This is a genomic window from Streptomyces sp. SS8 (genome assembly GCF_054072955.1).
Window position 1 is genome coordinate 109,552 of sequence record NZ_JBSVCZ010000008.1, and the last position, 14,761, is coordinate 124,312.

Annotated in this window: 12 protein-coding genes and 1 pseudogene; 9 read left to right on the forward strand and 4 right to left on the reverse strand. The window is 68.2% G+C overall.

What is annotated here, in order from left to right; genetic code table 11:
• Positions 1–96: 96 nt before the first annotated feature.
• Together ACW69E_RS10520 and ACW69E_RS10525 are read left to right on the forward strand one after the other, a co-directional pair.
• Positions 97–927: a helix-turn-helix domain-containing protein gene (locus ACW69E_RS10520; RefSeq protein ID WP_457497894.1), complete on the forward strand. Its 831-nt coding sequence runs from the start codon at positions 97–99 to the stop codon at positions 925–927.
• Positions 911–1,120: a DUF397 domain-containing protein gene (locus ACW69E_RS10525; RefSeq protein ID WP_457497895.1), complete on the forward strand. Its 210-nt coding sequence runs from the start codon at positions 911–913 to the stop codon at positions 1,118–1,120. Before ACW69E_RS10520 ends, ACW69E_RS10525 begins: the two co-directional genes overlap by 17 nt.
• 47 nt (positions 1,121–1,167) lie before the next feature.
• Here the strand turns inward: ACW69E_RS10525 and ACW69E_RS10530 are convergent, their stop codons facing one another.
• A complete protein-coding gene (locus tag ACW69E_RS10530; protein ID WP_457497896.1) occupies positions 1,168–1,728 on the reverse strand; it encodes a DinB family protein in 561 nt (186 codons plus the stop codon).
• A gap of 115 nt (positions 1,729–1,843) precedes the next feature.
• Positions 1,844–2,380, reverse strand: coding sequence for a restriction endonuclease (locus ACW69E_RS10535; RefSeq protein ID WP_457497897.1), 537 nt, complete (start codon positions 2,378–2,380; stop codon positions 1,844–1,846).
• 524 nt (positions 2,381–2,904) lie between these two features.
• On the opposite strand from ACW69E_RS10535, the gene ACW69E_RS10540 reads away from it, so the two are divergent.
• Positions 2,905–6,243: a glycosyl hydrolase gene (locus tag ACW69E_RS10540; RefSeq protein WP_457497898.1), complete on the forward strand. Its 3,339-nt coding sequence runs from the start codon at positions 2,905–2,907 to the stop codon at positions 6,241–6,243.
• Positions 6,244–6,805: 562 nt separating this feature from the next.
• On the opposite strand, the gene ACW69E_RS10545 is transcribed toward ACW69E_RS10540, so the two are convergent.
• The gene (locus ACW69E_RS10545) at positions 6,806–7,537 is read right to left on the reverse strand and encodes a DUF7873 family protein (protein ID WP_457497899.1); all 732 of its coding nucleotides are present in this window, start codon (positions 7,535–7,537) and stop codon (positions 6,806–6,808) included.
• A 146-nt stretch (positions 7,538–7,683) separates the two neighbouring features.
• Here ACW69E_RS10545 and ACW69E_RS10550 point away from each other — a divergent pair, with 146 nt between their 5' ends.
• Complete coding sequence (locus ACW69E_RS10550) at positions 7,684–8,403, forward strand: hypothetical protein (protein WP_457497986.1); 720 nt, start codon at positions 7,684–7,686, stop codon at positions 8,401–8,403.
• 129 nt (positions 8,404–8,532) lie between these two features.
• Here ACW69E_RS10550 and ACW69E_RS10555 read toward each other — a convergent pair.
• Positions 8,533–9,003, reverse strand: a pseudogene (locus tag ACW69E_RS10555) (ATP-binding protein); the annotation flags it as partial.
• A gap of 146 nt (positions 9,004–9,149) precedes the next feature.
• On the opposite strand from ACW69E_RS10555, the gene ACW69E_RS10560 reads away from it, so the two are divergent.
• From ACW69E_RS10560 to ACW69E_RS10580, 5 genes are all read left to right on the forward strand, one after another.
• Positions 9,150–10,055 carry a helix-turn-helix domain-containing protein gene (locus ACW69E_RS10560; RefSeq protein ID WP_457497900.1) on the forward strand — a complete coding sequence of 302 codons (906 nt, stop codon included), beginning with the start codon at positions 9,150–9,152 and terminating at the stop codon, positions 10,053–10,055.
• Complete coding sequence (locus tag ACW69E_RS10565) at positions 10,052–10,267, forward strand: DUF397 domain-containing protein (protein WP_457497901.1); 216 nt, start codon at positions 10,052–10,054, stop codon at positions 10,265–10,267. The genes ACW69E_RS10560 and ACW69E_RS10565 overlap by 4 nt, the downstream gene beginning before the upstream one ends.
• Positions 10,268–10,889: 622 nt before the next feature.
• On the forward strand, positions 10,890–11,765 hold the full coding sequence (locus tag ACW69E_RS10570; protein WP_457497902.1) for a hypothetical protein: 876 nt from the start codon (positions 10,890–10,892) through the stop codon (positions 11,763–11,765).
• On the forward strand, positions 11,762–12,988 hold the full coding sequence (locus ACW69E_RS10575; protein ID WP_457497903.1) for a hypothetical protein: 1,227 nt from the start codon (positions 11,762–11,764) through the stop codon (positions 12,986–12,988). Before ACW69E_RS10570 ends, ACW69E_RS10575 begins: the two co-directional genes overlap by 4 nt.
• Positions 12,985–14,760, forward strand: coding sequence for an Hsp70 family protein (locus ACW69E_RS10580; protein ID WP_457497904.1), 1,776 nt, complete (start codon positions 12,985–12,987; stop codon positions 14,758–14,760). The genes ACW69E_RS10575 and ACW69E_RS10580 overlap by 4 nt, the downstream gene beginning before the upstream one ends.
• Position 14,761: the final 1 nt, after the last annotated feature.

Genomic DNA, 14,761 nt, shown 5'->3' on the forward strand with positions numbered 1-14,761 from the left:
CCCACTCACAGATTGCTTCCGCGGCGGTACGCTCAACAGGGCTTCCAGCTCTCCAAAGCGCATGTCAAGAGGGGCACTTCGTACATGAGTCACTCCGTGGAACGTCAGGGGCCGCAGTCGCCGAAGCAGTTCTTCGGTGAGGAACTGCGACGCAGACGAGAAGCAGCAGGACTGACACAGTGCGCGCTGGGCGAGCAGGTGGTGTGCTCCCCTTCACTGATCGCTCACTTCGAGGCCGGCCGACGCAAGCCCCGGCTCGAGGACGCCCAGCGTCTGGACGCCGTGCTGGGCACGGACGGGTTCTTCGTCCGGCTGCGCCGCGCCCTGGACGGCACCTCGCAGTTCGCCGACCACTTCGCGCCCGTGGCCGACCTGGAGCCTCTGGCGACCGCCATCGAGACCTACGCGGCCACGCTGGTGCCCGGCATCCTTCAGACCGAGGCGTACGCACGCGCCGTCCTCCGCGCCGGTCAGCCCAACTACACGGCGGAGGAGCTTGACAGGCGCGTTGTCAACCGTCTGGAACGGGCCCACATCCTCAAGGACCCGGATTCCCCCATGGTCTGGGCGATCCTGAACGAGAACGTCATCCGCGCTGTTGTGGGCGGCCCGGCCGCCATGGCGGATCAGCTTCGCCATATCGTCGCGCTGGGACGGTCCGGCAGGGTGCTGGTGCAAGTGGTCCCGCACTCCGCGGGCGCTCACGCGACCATGGGTGGCATGCTGACCCTGATGGGCTTCGCCGACGCGCCCGACGTGGCTTACACGGAAGGCGTCTACAGCGGTGGGCTGATCGATGATCCGGCACGGGTGGCCCAGTGCCGGAGGTCATACGATCTCGCCAGGGCCGCCGCGTTGGCACCGGATGCGTCCCTCGACCTACTCGAATCGGTGGCAGAGGAGTACGAGAGTGATCATCGACCTTGACCTGAGCACCGCTGCCTGGCGCAAGTCCTCCCACAGCGGCCCGGACAACGGCGACTGCGTCGAGGTCGCCGACGGGCTCCCCGGCGCGGTCCCCGTACGGGACAGCAAGAACCCCGGCGGCCCGGCCCTGGTCTTCCCGGCGCGGGCGTGGAGCGCGTTCACGGCAGGGATAAAGGGACGCGCGCGTCCCTGACACCCGGGGCGCCGGCGGCGGCGGGGCCGGGACGGCCCCACCGCACGTCACTGGCCCACGCGCCCGTCGACGCATTCGCGCAGCAGATCGGCGTGCCCGCAGTGGCGGGCGTACTCCTCGATGCGGTGCACCATCAGCTCCCGGACCGCGATCTCGTCCTCCCCCACGCGCTCGCCCAGGTCCGGGTACCGGGCCAGAGCGGCGTCGGTGGCGGCCTGTTCACGCTCCAGGTCGGTATACGCGGCGTCGACCACGGCCTGGTCGGCGACGGCTCCGTCGAAGTCCGCGTCGCGCGCGCCGTACAGCTTCGGCAGCGGTTCGCCGTCGCCGATCCAGTTGCGCCAGTCGCGTTCCACCTCGGCGAGGTGCCGGAGCAGGCCGAGCAGCGACATCGTCGACGGCGGGACCGAGCGGCGGGCCAGTTGCCCGGCGTCCAGGCCCTCGCACTTCATCCGCAGGGTGGTGCGGTAGTCCTCCAGGAAATCCCGCAGTGTCGCGAGTTCGCCCTCCGGGCCGGGCCCTTCTCTGTCGCGGGGGTCGTCGTCCGGGTCGGCCCACATGTCGGGGTGGACGGTGGCCTGGGTCCATCGCGCGGGCTGGTCGCTCATGCGCCCATGCTTGTCCGCAACAGCCCGCGTCCGCCACCGAGTTCCTCCAGGGCGGTGCCGTCCTGGCGTGCCGGACCGGGAAACCGCCGTCGCCCCGCCGCCGACCGCCCCCGCGTTACGTACCGTAGGTGTTCCTCCAGCGTGCCCGGTGCTCCCGGTCGCCCTGGCCGGCGCCGTTGACGCCGGCCAGGGCGGGCAGGGAGGTGCCGTTGTTCCACAGGCCCAGGTGGTCGCGGTGCACGGCGAGGATGCCGTGCTCCACCGCCAGCGCCTGGGACGGCCGGCTGAAGCGCGAGGTCGTCACGAAGACGGCCACGTCGGCCCTGAAGTGCACCTTCGCTCCCATCAGGTCGCGCATCTCGCGGCTGGCGATGGGGCGGGTCGGCGCGTACCGCTTGCACTGGACGACCATCGTGCGGCCGTCCGGCAGCCGACCGAGCACGTCCGCGCCGTTGTCGTGGGAGCCGCCCACGCGCCGCACCTCGGTGCAGCCGTCGCGGCGGCACAGCCCTGCCACCAGTTCCTCGAACTCGGTGCCGGACATCGCGTCCACCTCGGCCAGCGTCCGGCGTCCGGCCGCCACCGCGTCCGCCTGCCGCCACTCCCGGTCCCCGCCCCGGAGGATGCGGTCGGTGCGCCACAGCCACCACACCAGGCCGCCGAGACCCGCGGCGACCGCGGCCCCAGGAGGTAGGGCCAGAGATCCGACCAGGAGACGGTGAGCAGGAGCAGCACCGCCACACCGCCGACGACCGCCGCCCTCTGCCTGGCCTCGCGCCTGCGCCGCGCCGCCGAGCCGCGTCCAGACCCCTTACGACCTCCACCGCCCCCACGGCGAGCAGCCATCCCCGGCCTCCTCTCTCCACGATCCGCACAGCAGTCTGGGCAGTAGGGAGGCGGGGGCGGTAGGGCGCCCACCGGCCATGTCCGGAAACCGTGCGGCGGGCGGGCGGGCGGCGCCCGCCCGCCCGGAGGCTCGGTTCACCTCGCGAACGCACCGGTCACGCGCGTGCGGCGGCCTGGGCGGGTGCTTGTGCCCGAAGTCGTCGACAAGTGATCGACGTTTGAACCACATGCACCTTTTTCGAAGTTCCGCGGTTTCAAGTATTGACCGTGCACCGTCAGGACTCTACGTTGTCGCCACTTGTTGAGAGCGCTCTCAAAGAAGGGCTGTTCATGAGATTCCTCAGACGTCTCGCCATGCTGTCGGCGGCCTCGGTGGCCGCGACGGGCCTGGCGGCGACCACCGGTGCCGGCGTGGCCCACGCCGCCACCATCGAGGTGGGCAAGGGCAGTTACAGCGACGTCCGCCCGGCGGGGAGGCAGGGCCCCTCCGACAGCGGCGGCCAGCCCGTCAAGCCGAAGGTAACCCAGGCCGTGGCGGACAAGCCGGTGCCGACCAACGACTGGTGGTCCTCGCTGGCCTTCCAGCGGTTCTCCGCCAACCCGTACTCCGAGAACATGTACGGCCACCCCCTGACCTACAAGGCCGTCTCCGGCGGCCTGGAGGTCGGCTACCCGACCGACCACCAGATCGTGGGCGGCGGCCGCCAGTACGAGTTCCCCCACGAGGCGGACCTGACCCTCGGCATCGCCGGCCTGAACTCCCCCGACGCCAAGGCGGACGGGTGGAGCGACTGGACCGTCAGCCCCTACTGGTCCGACGGCTCCCGCACCCTGCGCGCCACCATCGGCCACGGCCTGCCGTACGTGTACGCGCAGGGCAGCGGCGGCGCGGCACAGATCACCGCGGCGGACGCGCCGACCGTCTTCGCCGACGAGGGCAACGTGCTCGGCGTGACCATCTCCGGCCACCACTACGCGCTGTTCGCCCCCACCGGCACCGACTGGACCGTCTCCGGCAGCCAGATCCGCGCCGACCTGGGCTCGAAGGACTACTTCTCGCTCGCGGTACTGCCCGACAGGGACGCGCTGGCGACGTACGAGAAGTACGCCTTCAGCTTCGTCACCGACTCGAAGGTGGACTGGAGCTACGACGAGGGCGCCGGCGAGGTGGAGGCGGCCTACTCGCTGACCACCGAGGCGCAGGAGGGCGATGAGACCGGCACCCTCCAGGCGCTCTACCGCCACCAGTGGCTGCACACCACCGACGACCTCACCTCCTACAGCTACGTCTCCTCGCGCGGTGAGATGAAGGTCCGCGAGGGCACCTCGTTCACCACCGTCCAGAAGGTCAACGGCGTCCTGCCGGGGCTGCCCGCCGCGCCGGGCGTCGACAAGGCCAAGCTGAAGACGTACATCAACGACGTGCTGACGCAGGGCGACCCGTTCAGCGGCGCCATCGACACCTACTGGACCGGCAAGGCGCTCGGTAAGCTCGCCCAACTGGTGCCGATCGCCGACCAGATCGGCGAGACCGCCAACCGCGACAAGCTCCTGGACCTGATCAAGGGACGCATGGAGGAGTGGTTCACCGTCGGCGGGCCGTCGGAGTTCTCCTACGACAAGGACTGGCGCACCCTCATCGGCTACCCCGCCTCCTACGGCAGCGACCAGGAGCTCAACGACCACCACTTCCACTACTCGTACTACGTGATGGCCGCGGCCATCGTGGCCCAGTACGACCCGCAGTGGGCCGCCGACTCCGAATGGGGCGGCATGGTCAAGGAACTCATCAGGGACGCCGCCAACCCGGCCAGGGACGACGAGAAGTACCCGTTCCTGCGCGGCTTCGACGTCTACGCCGGCCACAGCTGGGCCGCCGGCCACTCCGCCTTCGCCGCCGGCAACAACCAGGAGTCGTCCTCGGAGTCGATCAACCTCAGCGCGGGGCTGATCCTGTGGGGCTCGGCCATGGGTGACGACGCGCTGCGCGACCAGGGTGTCTACATGATGATGACCGAGTCGGAGTCGATCGCGCAGTACTGGTTCGACGCCGACCAGGAGGTCTACCCCGAGGACTTCACCCACGACATCGTGGGCATGGTCTGGAGCAGCGGCGGCGCCTACGCCACCTGGTGGACGGCCAACCCCGAGGAGATCCACGGCATCAACTTCCTTCCCGTGAGCGGCGGTTCGCTGCACCTGGCACGTGAGAAGGAGATGCTGCGCCGCAGCGTGGCCGAGATGGAGGAGGAGAACGGCGGCCCGGCCGTGGAGTGGCGGGACATCTTCTGGGAGGTCCAGGCGCTCTACGACCCGGCCAAGGCCATGCAGTACTGGAACCAGTGGAACGGCGGCTACGTCCCCGAGGCCGGCGAGACCAAGGCGCACACCTACCACTGGGTCGCCACGATGAACTCCATCGGCGCGCCGGACATGACCGTCACCGCCAACACGGCCACCGCCGTGGCCTTCGAGAAGAACGGCACCAGGACCTACGCCGCGCACAACCACGGCGAGCAGGAGTGCTCGGTGCTGTTCTCCGACGGCGGCGTCCTGAACGTCCCGGCGAAGTCCACCGCGTCCGGAGCCGGCGACGACAACGAACTCGGCACCCTCTGCGGCGCCCCCGGCGACGAAAAGCCCAGCGCGCCCGGCACCCCGGTGGCCAGCGACATCACCGACACCTCCGCCAAGCTGACCTGGGAGGCGGCGACCGACGACCTCGGCGTCAAGGACTACGACGTCTTCCGCGGCGACACCAAGGTCGCCACGGTCACCGAGACCACCTACACCGACACCGGACTGGCCTCCGGCACCGAGTACACCTACACCGTCAGGGCCCGCGACACCTCCAACCAGGTCGGCCCGGCCAGCGAGTCCGTGACCTTCCTGACCACCGGAGAGCGCGACCAGCCGCCCGGCGCGCCCGGCATCCCGGTAGTCGGCGACATCACCAGCACCTCCGTCGAGATGACCTGGGAGGCGGCGACCGACGACAAGGGCGTCAAGGACTACGACGTCTACCGCGGCGACACCAAGGTCGCCACGGTCACCGAGACCACCTACACCGACACCGGACTGACCCCCGGCACCGAGTACACCTACACCGTCAGGGCCCGCGACAGTGTCGGCCAGGTCGGCCCGGCCAGCGGTGCCATGACCGCCACCACCACCGGCAAACCGCCGGTGACGGCCGACACCTTCTACCTGCGGTCGGGCGGTGAGCTGGCCACCGAGGCGGCCTCTACGTCCTCCGCCGACACCATCGAGCCGGCCGGCGGGACGAACAACGACGGCACGCCGAAGAACCCGCTCGTCTACGAGGTGGAGAACGTCAACGGCACCCTGAAGTCCGGCTCGGCCACGGCCTTCACCTTCAACGTGGACGCCGGCACCGCCGTCGGAAACGCCCAGCAGGTCAGGGTCTCCTACGACCTGACCGGCGACGGCACGTTCGACCGCGTCGAGACGTTCCGCTACTTCGCCACCGACCCGGTCCCCGGCTGGGAGGAGTACTCCTCGGCCCGGCAGGGGCTGCACTCCGCCTCGGGTGAGCTGGGCGACCTGGACGGCGGAACCGTCCGCGTCGAGGTCTGGAGCGCCCTGGGCAACGGCGCGTCCACCATCCAGGTGGGCTCGGGCTCCGTCCTGACCATCCCCTTCGCCTGACCGCCGACCGCTGACGCTCACCGGCCGCCCGGTGGCGTGGCGCGTGCCCCGCGCGCCGCCCCGCCGGGCAAACGGAGAGGGGATGCGTGGTCGGCCGGACGACGTGGCGGGGCCCGGGAGTCGTATCCAGCTCCCGGGCCCCTGGGGATGCCACCCAATTGCGCACGCCGGCGGCGTTTAAGAGGACGGATCAGTCATCATGCCGTCGTGTTCTGCCTTTGAACTACCGCACCGCGCAAGAGGTGCAGGCGAGAGTCGAACTCGCACCCGACGGCGTTCGTCCGTCCCCGGTCGATCCGGCGATCGGCGGCGATGCTGAGACTGGAGCGAGAGTCTGAGATTGACGGCGGCTGCCTCTGCCGAGTTGGGCTACCCCGGCCCGTCGGTGGTGGTGCTGTGCCGGGGGAAGGACTCGAACCTTCACTGTCACCGCTGCTTCAGGCTGAACTTCAGTGTCAGCTTGCGCTCCTCACGCGAACCGGTCCTCATTCCGGCCCGCGCCTGGTCGCGCACCCCCGCGCTCGCACGCGGGGGCGATCGTGGATGCTACCCGCGGCCGGTGTCAGCCGAACAGGTAGCCGAACACCGCGTCGCCGACCCGCTGGTCGGTGACCTCGGCGCCGTTGGCCTCCTCGCGGGCGAACTTCACGGCCTGCTGGAGCTTCTCCACCCGCTCCACCAGCTCGTTGACCCGCCGCGCCGGAAGCGCTCCGGAGAACTTCACGGTCGTCCAGTACCCGATGGGCACGTCCTCGTAGTACACCTCGACCTGCGCCGGGTGCTTGTCCGTCGCCTCCGCCTTGACGTGGTTGCGGGGGACCTTCTTGGTGCGGATCGTGCGGACCGGGTCCGTCTTCCACCAGTCCGTGGACGGGTCCCGCGACCAGGACTCGGCGGCGTCGAGCGTGGGAAGCTTCCTGACGAAGGTGTGCAGGTCGGTGAGCTGCTTCTCCAGGAACAGCAGGTAACTCACCGGGGCGTCGGCGACGATCGTGCGCCCGTCGACGGTGACGTCGGCGCGGGCCGTGCAGTTCGCCCGGTCCTTGGTGGCGGTCACGTCGAACAGCCGGGTCAGCGACGCGGACATCTCCCGCAGCACGTCCTCGGCCTGCACCTGCACCCGCGTGGACTCGGGCGGCAGCTGCTCGCCCTCCTCGTCCTTGGGCTGGTACGTGCGCGAGATGCCCGCCAGCAGCGCCGGCTTCTGCACCTTGTGGTGCGCCGCGGTGATGTCCTGGAGCGCCTTGCTCTTGACACCCTTCTCGACCGCGATGATCTGGTTCAGCTTCGCCACGTCGGGCCCCCCTTCGAACAGGCAGGAACGTACCCCACCGGCTCGAACGCCCGCACGCCTTTATCGCCGTGTCCGGGCTCCACCCTTCCGCCCGGAACCGCCGGCGGGCTCCTTCCCGTCTGGACTGGGGACGGAAGGGGCGGCGGGTGTTCGCGTGGTTGTTCCTGTGGCTGGTGCTGCTCGTCCAACTGGCCGCCGGGACCTTCGGCTACGGGTTCTGGAAGCGCCGGCGCCGCCCCGCGCGGCACCGGCGCTGGTGGGCACTGGGCGCGGGTACGTCCGCGCTGGGGTACGCCCACACGCTCGCCTACGGCTTCGCGCTGACGCGTCCGGCGGAGATCTGCGGGCAGCGGACCCTGGACGACGACTATCCGCTGACCCACACCCGCGTCGACGTGTTCCCCCCGGCGTTCGAGTGCCACTGGACGGACTCGTCGGCATACGGCCCCAGCCACCCCACGGCCGCGGGCGTCTGGCTGCTGTGGTGCGGGGCGGCCCTTCTGGTGGCCGGCACGGCCGCCCGGGCGACGAGCCTCCCCTCGCCCGCGCCGCGCTGGGCCAGGGCGGGCGTGATCCTCGCGCCCGCGGCCGCCGCCGTCCTCTGGGTCATCCGGATCGCTCCGCTCATGGGCCTGCCGGAGGCCGACCTCGGCAACGAGTGCTTCCGCTGGCAGTTGGCCCGTCTGAACTCCGCGCCCTCCGGCGAGATCACGGGAACCGACCGCGGCCTCCTGCCCCCGGCCGTCGACTGCGTCTTCACCGACGGCACCGTGAATCTCGTCCGCACCGAGGCCTTCGCACTGTCGTGCTGCCTCGCCGTGTTCCTCCTGTGCTGCGCGGCGCTCCGGCCGCCGAAGTCCCCGTAGGGTGCGGTGGGCGGCGGCCGGAGCGGCGGGGCGCAGTGCGGACTCGTCACCGACTGCGGCGTCGGCGACCGTGGTGCCGGGAAGGTCGGCGAGCACGGCGCAGCGTTGCCCGTCGGTCTGCCGCTCCCCCAGCGCGTACTCCGCCCAGACGGTCTTGCCCGGCCCGTCCCGGCGCGGGTGCCAGTCCCAGCGCGCGGCCAGCTCCGACACCAGGAGCAGGCCCCGGCCCGACTCCTGCGGGTGCTCGGCGTCCGGGGCGGCGGGGCGCACCGGCAGGCGTTCGGCGCGGGTGTCGGTTACCTCGACGCGTACGCACCGGCCGCCGGCCGGTGCGTGCAGGCGGAGGTGGAAGTCCCGGCCGGGCACGTGCCCGTGCCGCACGGCGTTCGCGGTGAGCTCGGCGGCGATCAGCACGATCTCGTCGTGCGCTGTGGTCCCGTACGGGATCCCCCAGGCGTCGAGGCGGACGGCGACCAGCCGCCGGGCGAGACGGGCCCCTCTGGGCGTGGAGGTGAAGCGCATCCCGAAGACGTGGTCGCCGGGGCCGGTGAGGCGGGTGGGACGGGTGGCGTCAACGGGGCTGCCGGGCTTGCTCGTCATGCCCACCACGGTCCCCGTGGCGGCGCGGCACGACCAGTGGTGACGCGCCTCGCGGGCCGCTTGTACGCGCGGTACGCGTGCGGGTACGAGGCATGCGGCGTGACCGCCTCCCGGGTAGGCGCGTTGGCCCGGTGAGGTGATGTTCGATGACTGAGCGTACGGACGGGGAGACCGCCCCGAGTGGCGGGGCGGTCGTGAACTTCGGTGACGGCTGGGAAGGCGACGACGGGCCCGGGCGGCGGCCGGAGGACGAGAGCGGACGCGGTGTCGTCACCGCGTTCGGGCGGACCATGAAGGCCCTGCGGTCGCGGCAGGGGCTGGAGCGCGAGGAGTTCGGCAAGCGGATCGGGTACTCGGCCTCGACGGTCGCCTCGTTCGAGCAGGGGCGGAGGATTCCGTCGCCCCGGACGATCGAGCGGGCGGACGAAGTGCTGGGCGCCGACGGGCTGCTGGCTCTGTGGAAGGAGGAGGTGGAGCGGGCCCAGTACCCGCTCTTCTTCCAGGGGATGGCGGCGTTGGAGAAGGAGGCCATCGAACTGGTCATGTACGACACGCTCGTGGTCAACGGCCTGCTCCAGACCGAGGAGTACATGCGTGCGCTGCTCGGCATGCGGCGCCCGCCGCTGGACCCGGAGACCATCGAACTGCGCGTCGCCGCACGGCTGGCCCGCCAGGAACTCCTGGGCCGGCGGCCCGCGCCGCTGCTCAGTTTCGTGGTGGACGAGCCGGTGCTGCGACGCCCGTACGGTGGGAAGGACGTGCTGCGCGGACAATTGGAACACCTGCTCACGGTCGGCCAGAAGCGGAACGTCGAACTTCAGGTCATGCCACTCGGCTGCGAGGACAACGCGGGCGTGAACGGACCGTTCACGGTCGTCACACGCAAGGACGGCAAGAAGTTCCTGTACGCCGAGGCGCAGGGAATCGGCTCTCTTCAGACTGACCCGGAACAGGCGGTTCTCGCACACGCGCGCTATGGGATCATCCGCTCACAGGCTCTCAGTCCGCGAGAGTCGCTGGAGTTCATCGAAGGGGTGCTGGGATCACTATGACCAACACTGAGTCCTCGACCGTCGCCTCCGGCCTCGTCTGGTTCAAGAGCAGCTACAGCGGGACCGAGGGCGGTCAGTGCGTGGAGGTCGCGGCCGGCACGGCCGCCGTGCACATCCGGGACTCCAAGGCCGCTGCCGGGCCGGTCCTCACGGTGTCGCGCGAGGCCTGGGCGGAGTTCGTCGGGCCGACCTCCCCGCAGCGGGACGCCTGACACCCGACAGGCCGCCGGGGCCCTGCCGCCCCTCCCCAGCTGGCAGGGCCCCGGCGCACCCGGCGTGCCTGTAACGCGAGACCCCCTCAGCCACGCGAGGCTGCGGGGGCCTGCACTGTGTGACGTTCGCGAAATTTTTGGACAGAATACCAGAAAGATAACTTACCTCCTCAAATCATCAATTGCCTTAACAGCTTTCGGCATGACCACTGAAGCTGCGCTTGAATCGGCACTTGGGTCCACACGAACGTGACATGACAACACATCACGGGTCAGTCTCACTCAACCCGCGACCTCGCAAAGTCCCTGTTTTCCGACTAGCCTTCCGAAGGTACAAGGGGTGCGGATCAGGAAGCAACGGGAGGGGTTCGTGGGGTTCTGGCACACCGGCTACATGGAGTTCCATGAACCGACTGGATTTGGATCGGTCGGACCACCGCCCCCGCCAAAGCCCCCAGAGTTTCCCTGCGCTGAGTGTGGGCTCGTCTTTTCGTCCGAACGTGCCCGCCGAGCACACCGCTTCGACGGTCATGCGACTAAGCGGCCAACCCTCCTCTTCAAGGGGCGAGAGTGCGGGCGCACCCGCTTGATGGTCACGAGCCCCAGCGTCTCCGCCGATTGGGTGACCTCGGATGTCGAATCCATCGCCGTCAACGGCCGCAAAACCTCACCGTCTGAGGCCGCTGGCTTCCTTGCGTCGGTGAAGGTTGGCGTCCAGACGGTGACTGTTTCCAATGGCCCGCTGGAGCGGACGTTTGAGTTCGATTTCTGCCTTGCAGAAGAAGACGACCTCTGTCTCGTTGACCAGGCTTTGGAGAAGCTCATCTCCAGTCGCGAGTTGAGCCGCAACGCAATCGACGCCTTCATCATGCGTGCCGGACGCGGGGCGACGGCCCGCCGTTACCGAGAAGGTTTGGCGACATACCTGTACGGCGTGCTTGCACGTGAGGAGGTCGAGGACCCCGGCCAGGTAGATGCGTCGGGTGCGCCACTCTACGAGCAGCGTTACAACAGCGCCGTCTCTTTTCTTTCGGCCTTCGACCGGCCCGCAGCGGAGGCGATCTGCGGTTTGGTCGCGTTTCACTACAACCAGTTCGCACTTGCGGTGCGCAAGACCAACAGCCACCGCGTCTCCGATGTCGCGGCGCGGTTCCGATCCATCCTCACAGGCGGCTCATTCACCACAACAAGCCTGGCCGACCGGTCGCATGGAAGCTTCGATCAGGCCTTGAGCGACTCCGTTACCGAGGACCTCCTGGACGTCGGTGCAGCCGCTTTGGACGGGACTCAGTCACCAGTGGTTACCCAGCTGCTGCCCTCGCTGGGCGAGCTTCGGCCCCAGGACCAATTCAAGGTTCGTCTCATCGCGGCTGAGGCGCTGCTCGCTGTGGGAGAAATCGATGGTGCATCACGACATGGCGAGGCGCTCAGGCACTCCAAGGAGACTGGCGCCTGGTACGCAGGATTTCGGACCCGATTGCAAGAGGTAGGACGTTGAGCAACGAAACCATTCCGGAACCCGGCGCGGAGTCTGGGCCGAGCGTCCCTGCGTCGGCTACCGCTACCGGCGATAGCATCGCCTCGACCGCGCCTGTTGACGATGCGCCGGCGGCGTCCGTTACGGAGGAGCGGCCGCAACGGGCCAAGTCCAAGACGAAACCAAAGCCGATCATTACATCGTTCGAGGAGTTGCTGGATTTCGCCTACAAGTCGAACGCTCGACTGCTTGAGTTCTCGAAGGAGGACCTCAAGAAGCTACCGATTACCGATGAGGGATTCGCGTCACAGAAGGCTCTAATCAGTTCTCTCGCGTCGACAGACCCAATATTGTCGACTCCTTTCAAGCTGCTTCAGTACGCGGCGCGCCAGGGGGTCCCGCTCAAGCGTGCCGAGGATGGTGATCTCGCTCAGGCGTTGAACCGGCTCGTTGAGCTCGCAGTAGTCGCAATGGGCAACAGCCCGGTGTTCCGGGTCTGGATGGACCAGTTGGTTGATCCCCGCAAGGATCCACAGCTCCCGGCTGAACACCTGCGTGATCAGGCATGGCGGATCGGTTCCGACGAGCTTGGACTGACCCCAAAGCAGCTCAAGGCCGCAGACCGTAAGCGCCTCGCCAAGAACGCGATTGCTTGCTATGGACTCCTCCGCGCGCTCCAACACGAGTGGACCCTGGATCAGTTCATCGATGCGTCGTACGACTCTGTCTGGAAGCACGAGGCCCCAAAGGCAGCAGGGCTAGAGCGAGCCGTCAGCGAGATCGGGGCAAGCAGCGATCTCGACGTACTCGGGATCGTGGGCGAGAACTACCTGGCCCGGATCGCCCGTTTGGAACAGCAAGTCACAAAACTCGAGCATGAGGCTAGTGCCGCGCGGAATCGCGAGACCCGGCTCCACCATGAGATTTCAGCCATCGAGGAACGTGAGCGGTCCGCACTGGCTCGCGCCGACGCGTTCTCTGCCAACGTGGTGCGACTACAGAAGGAGCTCGCGGCCGAGCGCGATAGCAGAATGGTCGACAAGAGTCATCTGACGGACGACTACGAAACGCTGCGAACGCGCATCATCCGGCGCCTCGGGGGTGAGATCGATCTACTCACCGATGGTCTGCACGCGCTCCGGAACGGTGCGCCCAACGTCGCGGAGGAGTTCCTCGACCGTTCCCTACTTGCCCTCACGCGTGAGGTCGAGCAGTTGAAGGACGCGTCTGGAGGCTTCGCGTGATCGTCGGGTTTGACTTCGGAACGACTAACAGCCTGGTTTCGGTGGTAGTTGGCGACCGCGTGATCGACGTGATGGACGTCGAGACTGGCCGACCACATCCCTCGATCGTCCGGTACGAAGGCGAGCAGGTAGTCGTCGGCCGCGAAGCCAAGGACGCGTTGGGTGCCGCGGGCATTGGGGTGCACGGCAACACGGTGAAATCGCCGAAGTTCCTTCTCGGCGAGGAGGCAATCGCCGTCGGAGGCGTCGAACGGAGCCCCGTGGACATCGTCGCGGACGTCGTGCGGCACGTCCGATCGGAGTCCCTGCGCAGTCCACAGCGGAACGTGCTCGGCGACCTCGACAACGCTGTGGTCACGATCCCCGTGACCATGGATGGATACCGACGCGCGGCACTGCGGGAGGCGTTCGCCGGGGCCGGGATGCGTGTAGCGCAGTTCGTCCACGAGCCGCTCGCCGCCCTGTACGGGTTCATCCGGGGAGCAGACGACCCGGAAGAGATGGTGCGGCGGCTTGCACGACGAAACGTCCTGGTTGTCGACTGGGGCGGCGGAACGCTGGACCTGACTCTCTGCCGAGTCGACGAAGGACAGGTTCGACAACTTCGTAACGGTGGCTCGGCCCAGGTCGGCGGAGACGAGTTCGACAAGGTAATTCGCGATGAGGTCGTGAAGCGCGTTCGGGCTCGTGAAAATGCCGCTGAGGACGACCTTGCAATCCCTGAGGCTGAACTCCGGCTTCTCCAGGACGCGGAGCGTAACAAGATCGAGCTCTCTGCTGACCGCGTTGACGTGACGTTCTACCGGCCAAGTTACTTCCGATCAGGTGCCACGTTGCAATATCAGCTCACGCGTCAGGAGCTGGAGGAGATCACGCGGCCGCTCGTGACGGCGGGCATTGATGAGATCGAGTCGCTGCTCGGCAGCCTTTCGATGGCGCCCGGCCAGGTCTCGCTGGTCGTAGTGGTCGGTGGCATGGCGGCCATGCCCGCGATTCGGAGCCGACTGCACGAGTTGTTTGGACCGGACCGAGTTGAGGTGCCGACGAACAGTGCCACGTTGATCTCACAAGGATCTGCGTGGATTGCGCATGACAGGCAGAGGCTCCGACTGGCAAAGCCCATCGAACTCGAGCTTGCCCGTGGGTCGTTGATGCCGCTCCTCGCTGCGGGAACTGAAATGCCTCTCGGTGGAGAGATCAAACACGAAACCCTTCACCTATACTGCGCTGATCCGACGGACGGGAAGGCGAAATTTCCGATCGCCACTCCGACCGCGTTGTCATCACATCCGCAGGCGAGCGAGCGGCGAACATCGCTGGGAATGATCACACTCAGCGTCGACGAGACCGCGCCGCCACTGCACGAGCGCCTCGAGCTGAAGGTCGTTCTCGACGACGACTTGGTGTTGTGGGTCGAGGCGTCATCAAGCCAGAAGCACGATCAAGTCACGGCGTCATACTACGATCTGGAGTTCGGTCTTGGCCTCCCGACTTCGGCTAAGCCCGGAGGTGCAACCGCGGACCCAAAAGCACCTGAGGAGTCCATGGTCGCGCCACAGGCGGGACTGGTCGTCCGTGCCAATGTGGCGAGGGACAAGGACCAGGCGACCGTTCCCGGCGACGTGCTGTATCTGCACAATTCAAGGGCCTTCACCCGGCACGTGCGCGACGGAGCGACAGAGGACCAGTTGCGGGAACACCTGTACTACAAGCCGTGCGCCATCTGCAAGCGTCAGTGGGGGCACCCGGAGTGCCGATGCGGAACGGCGTGAC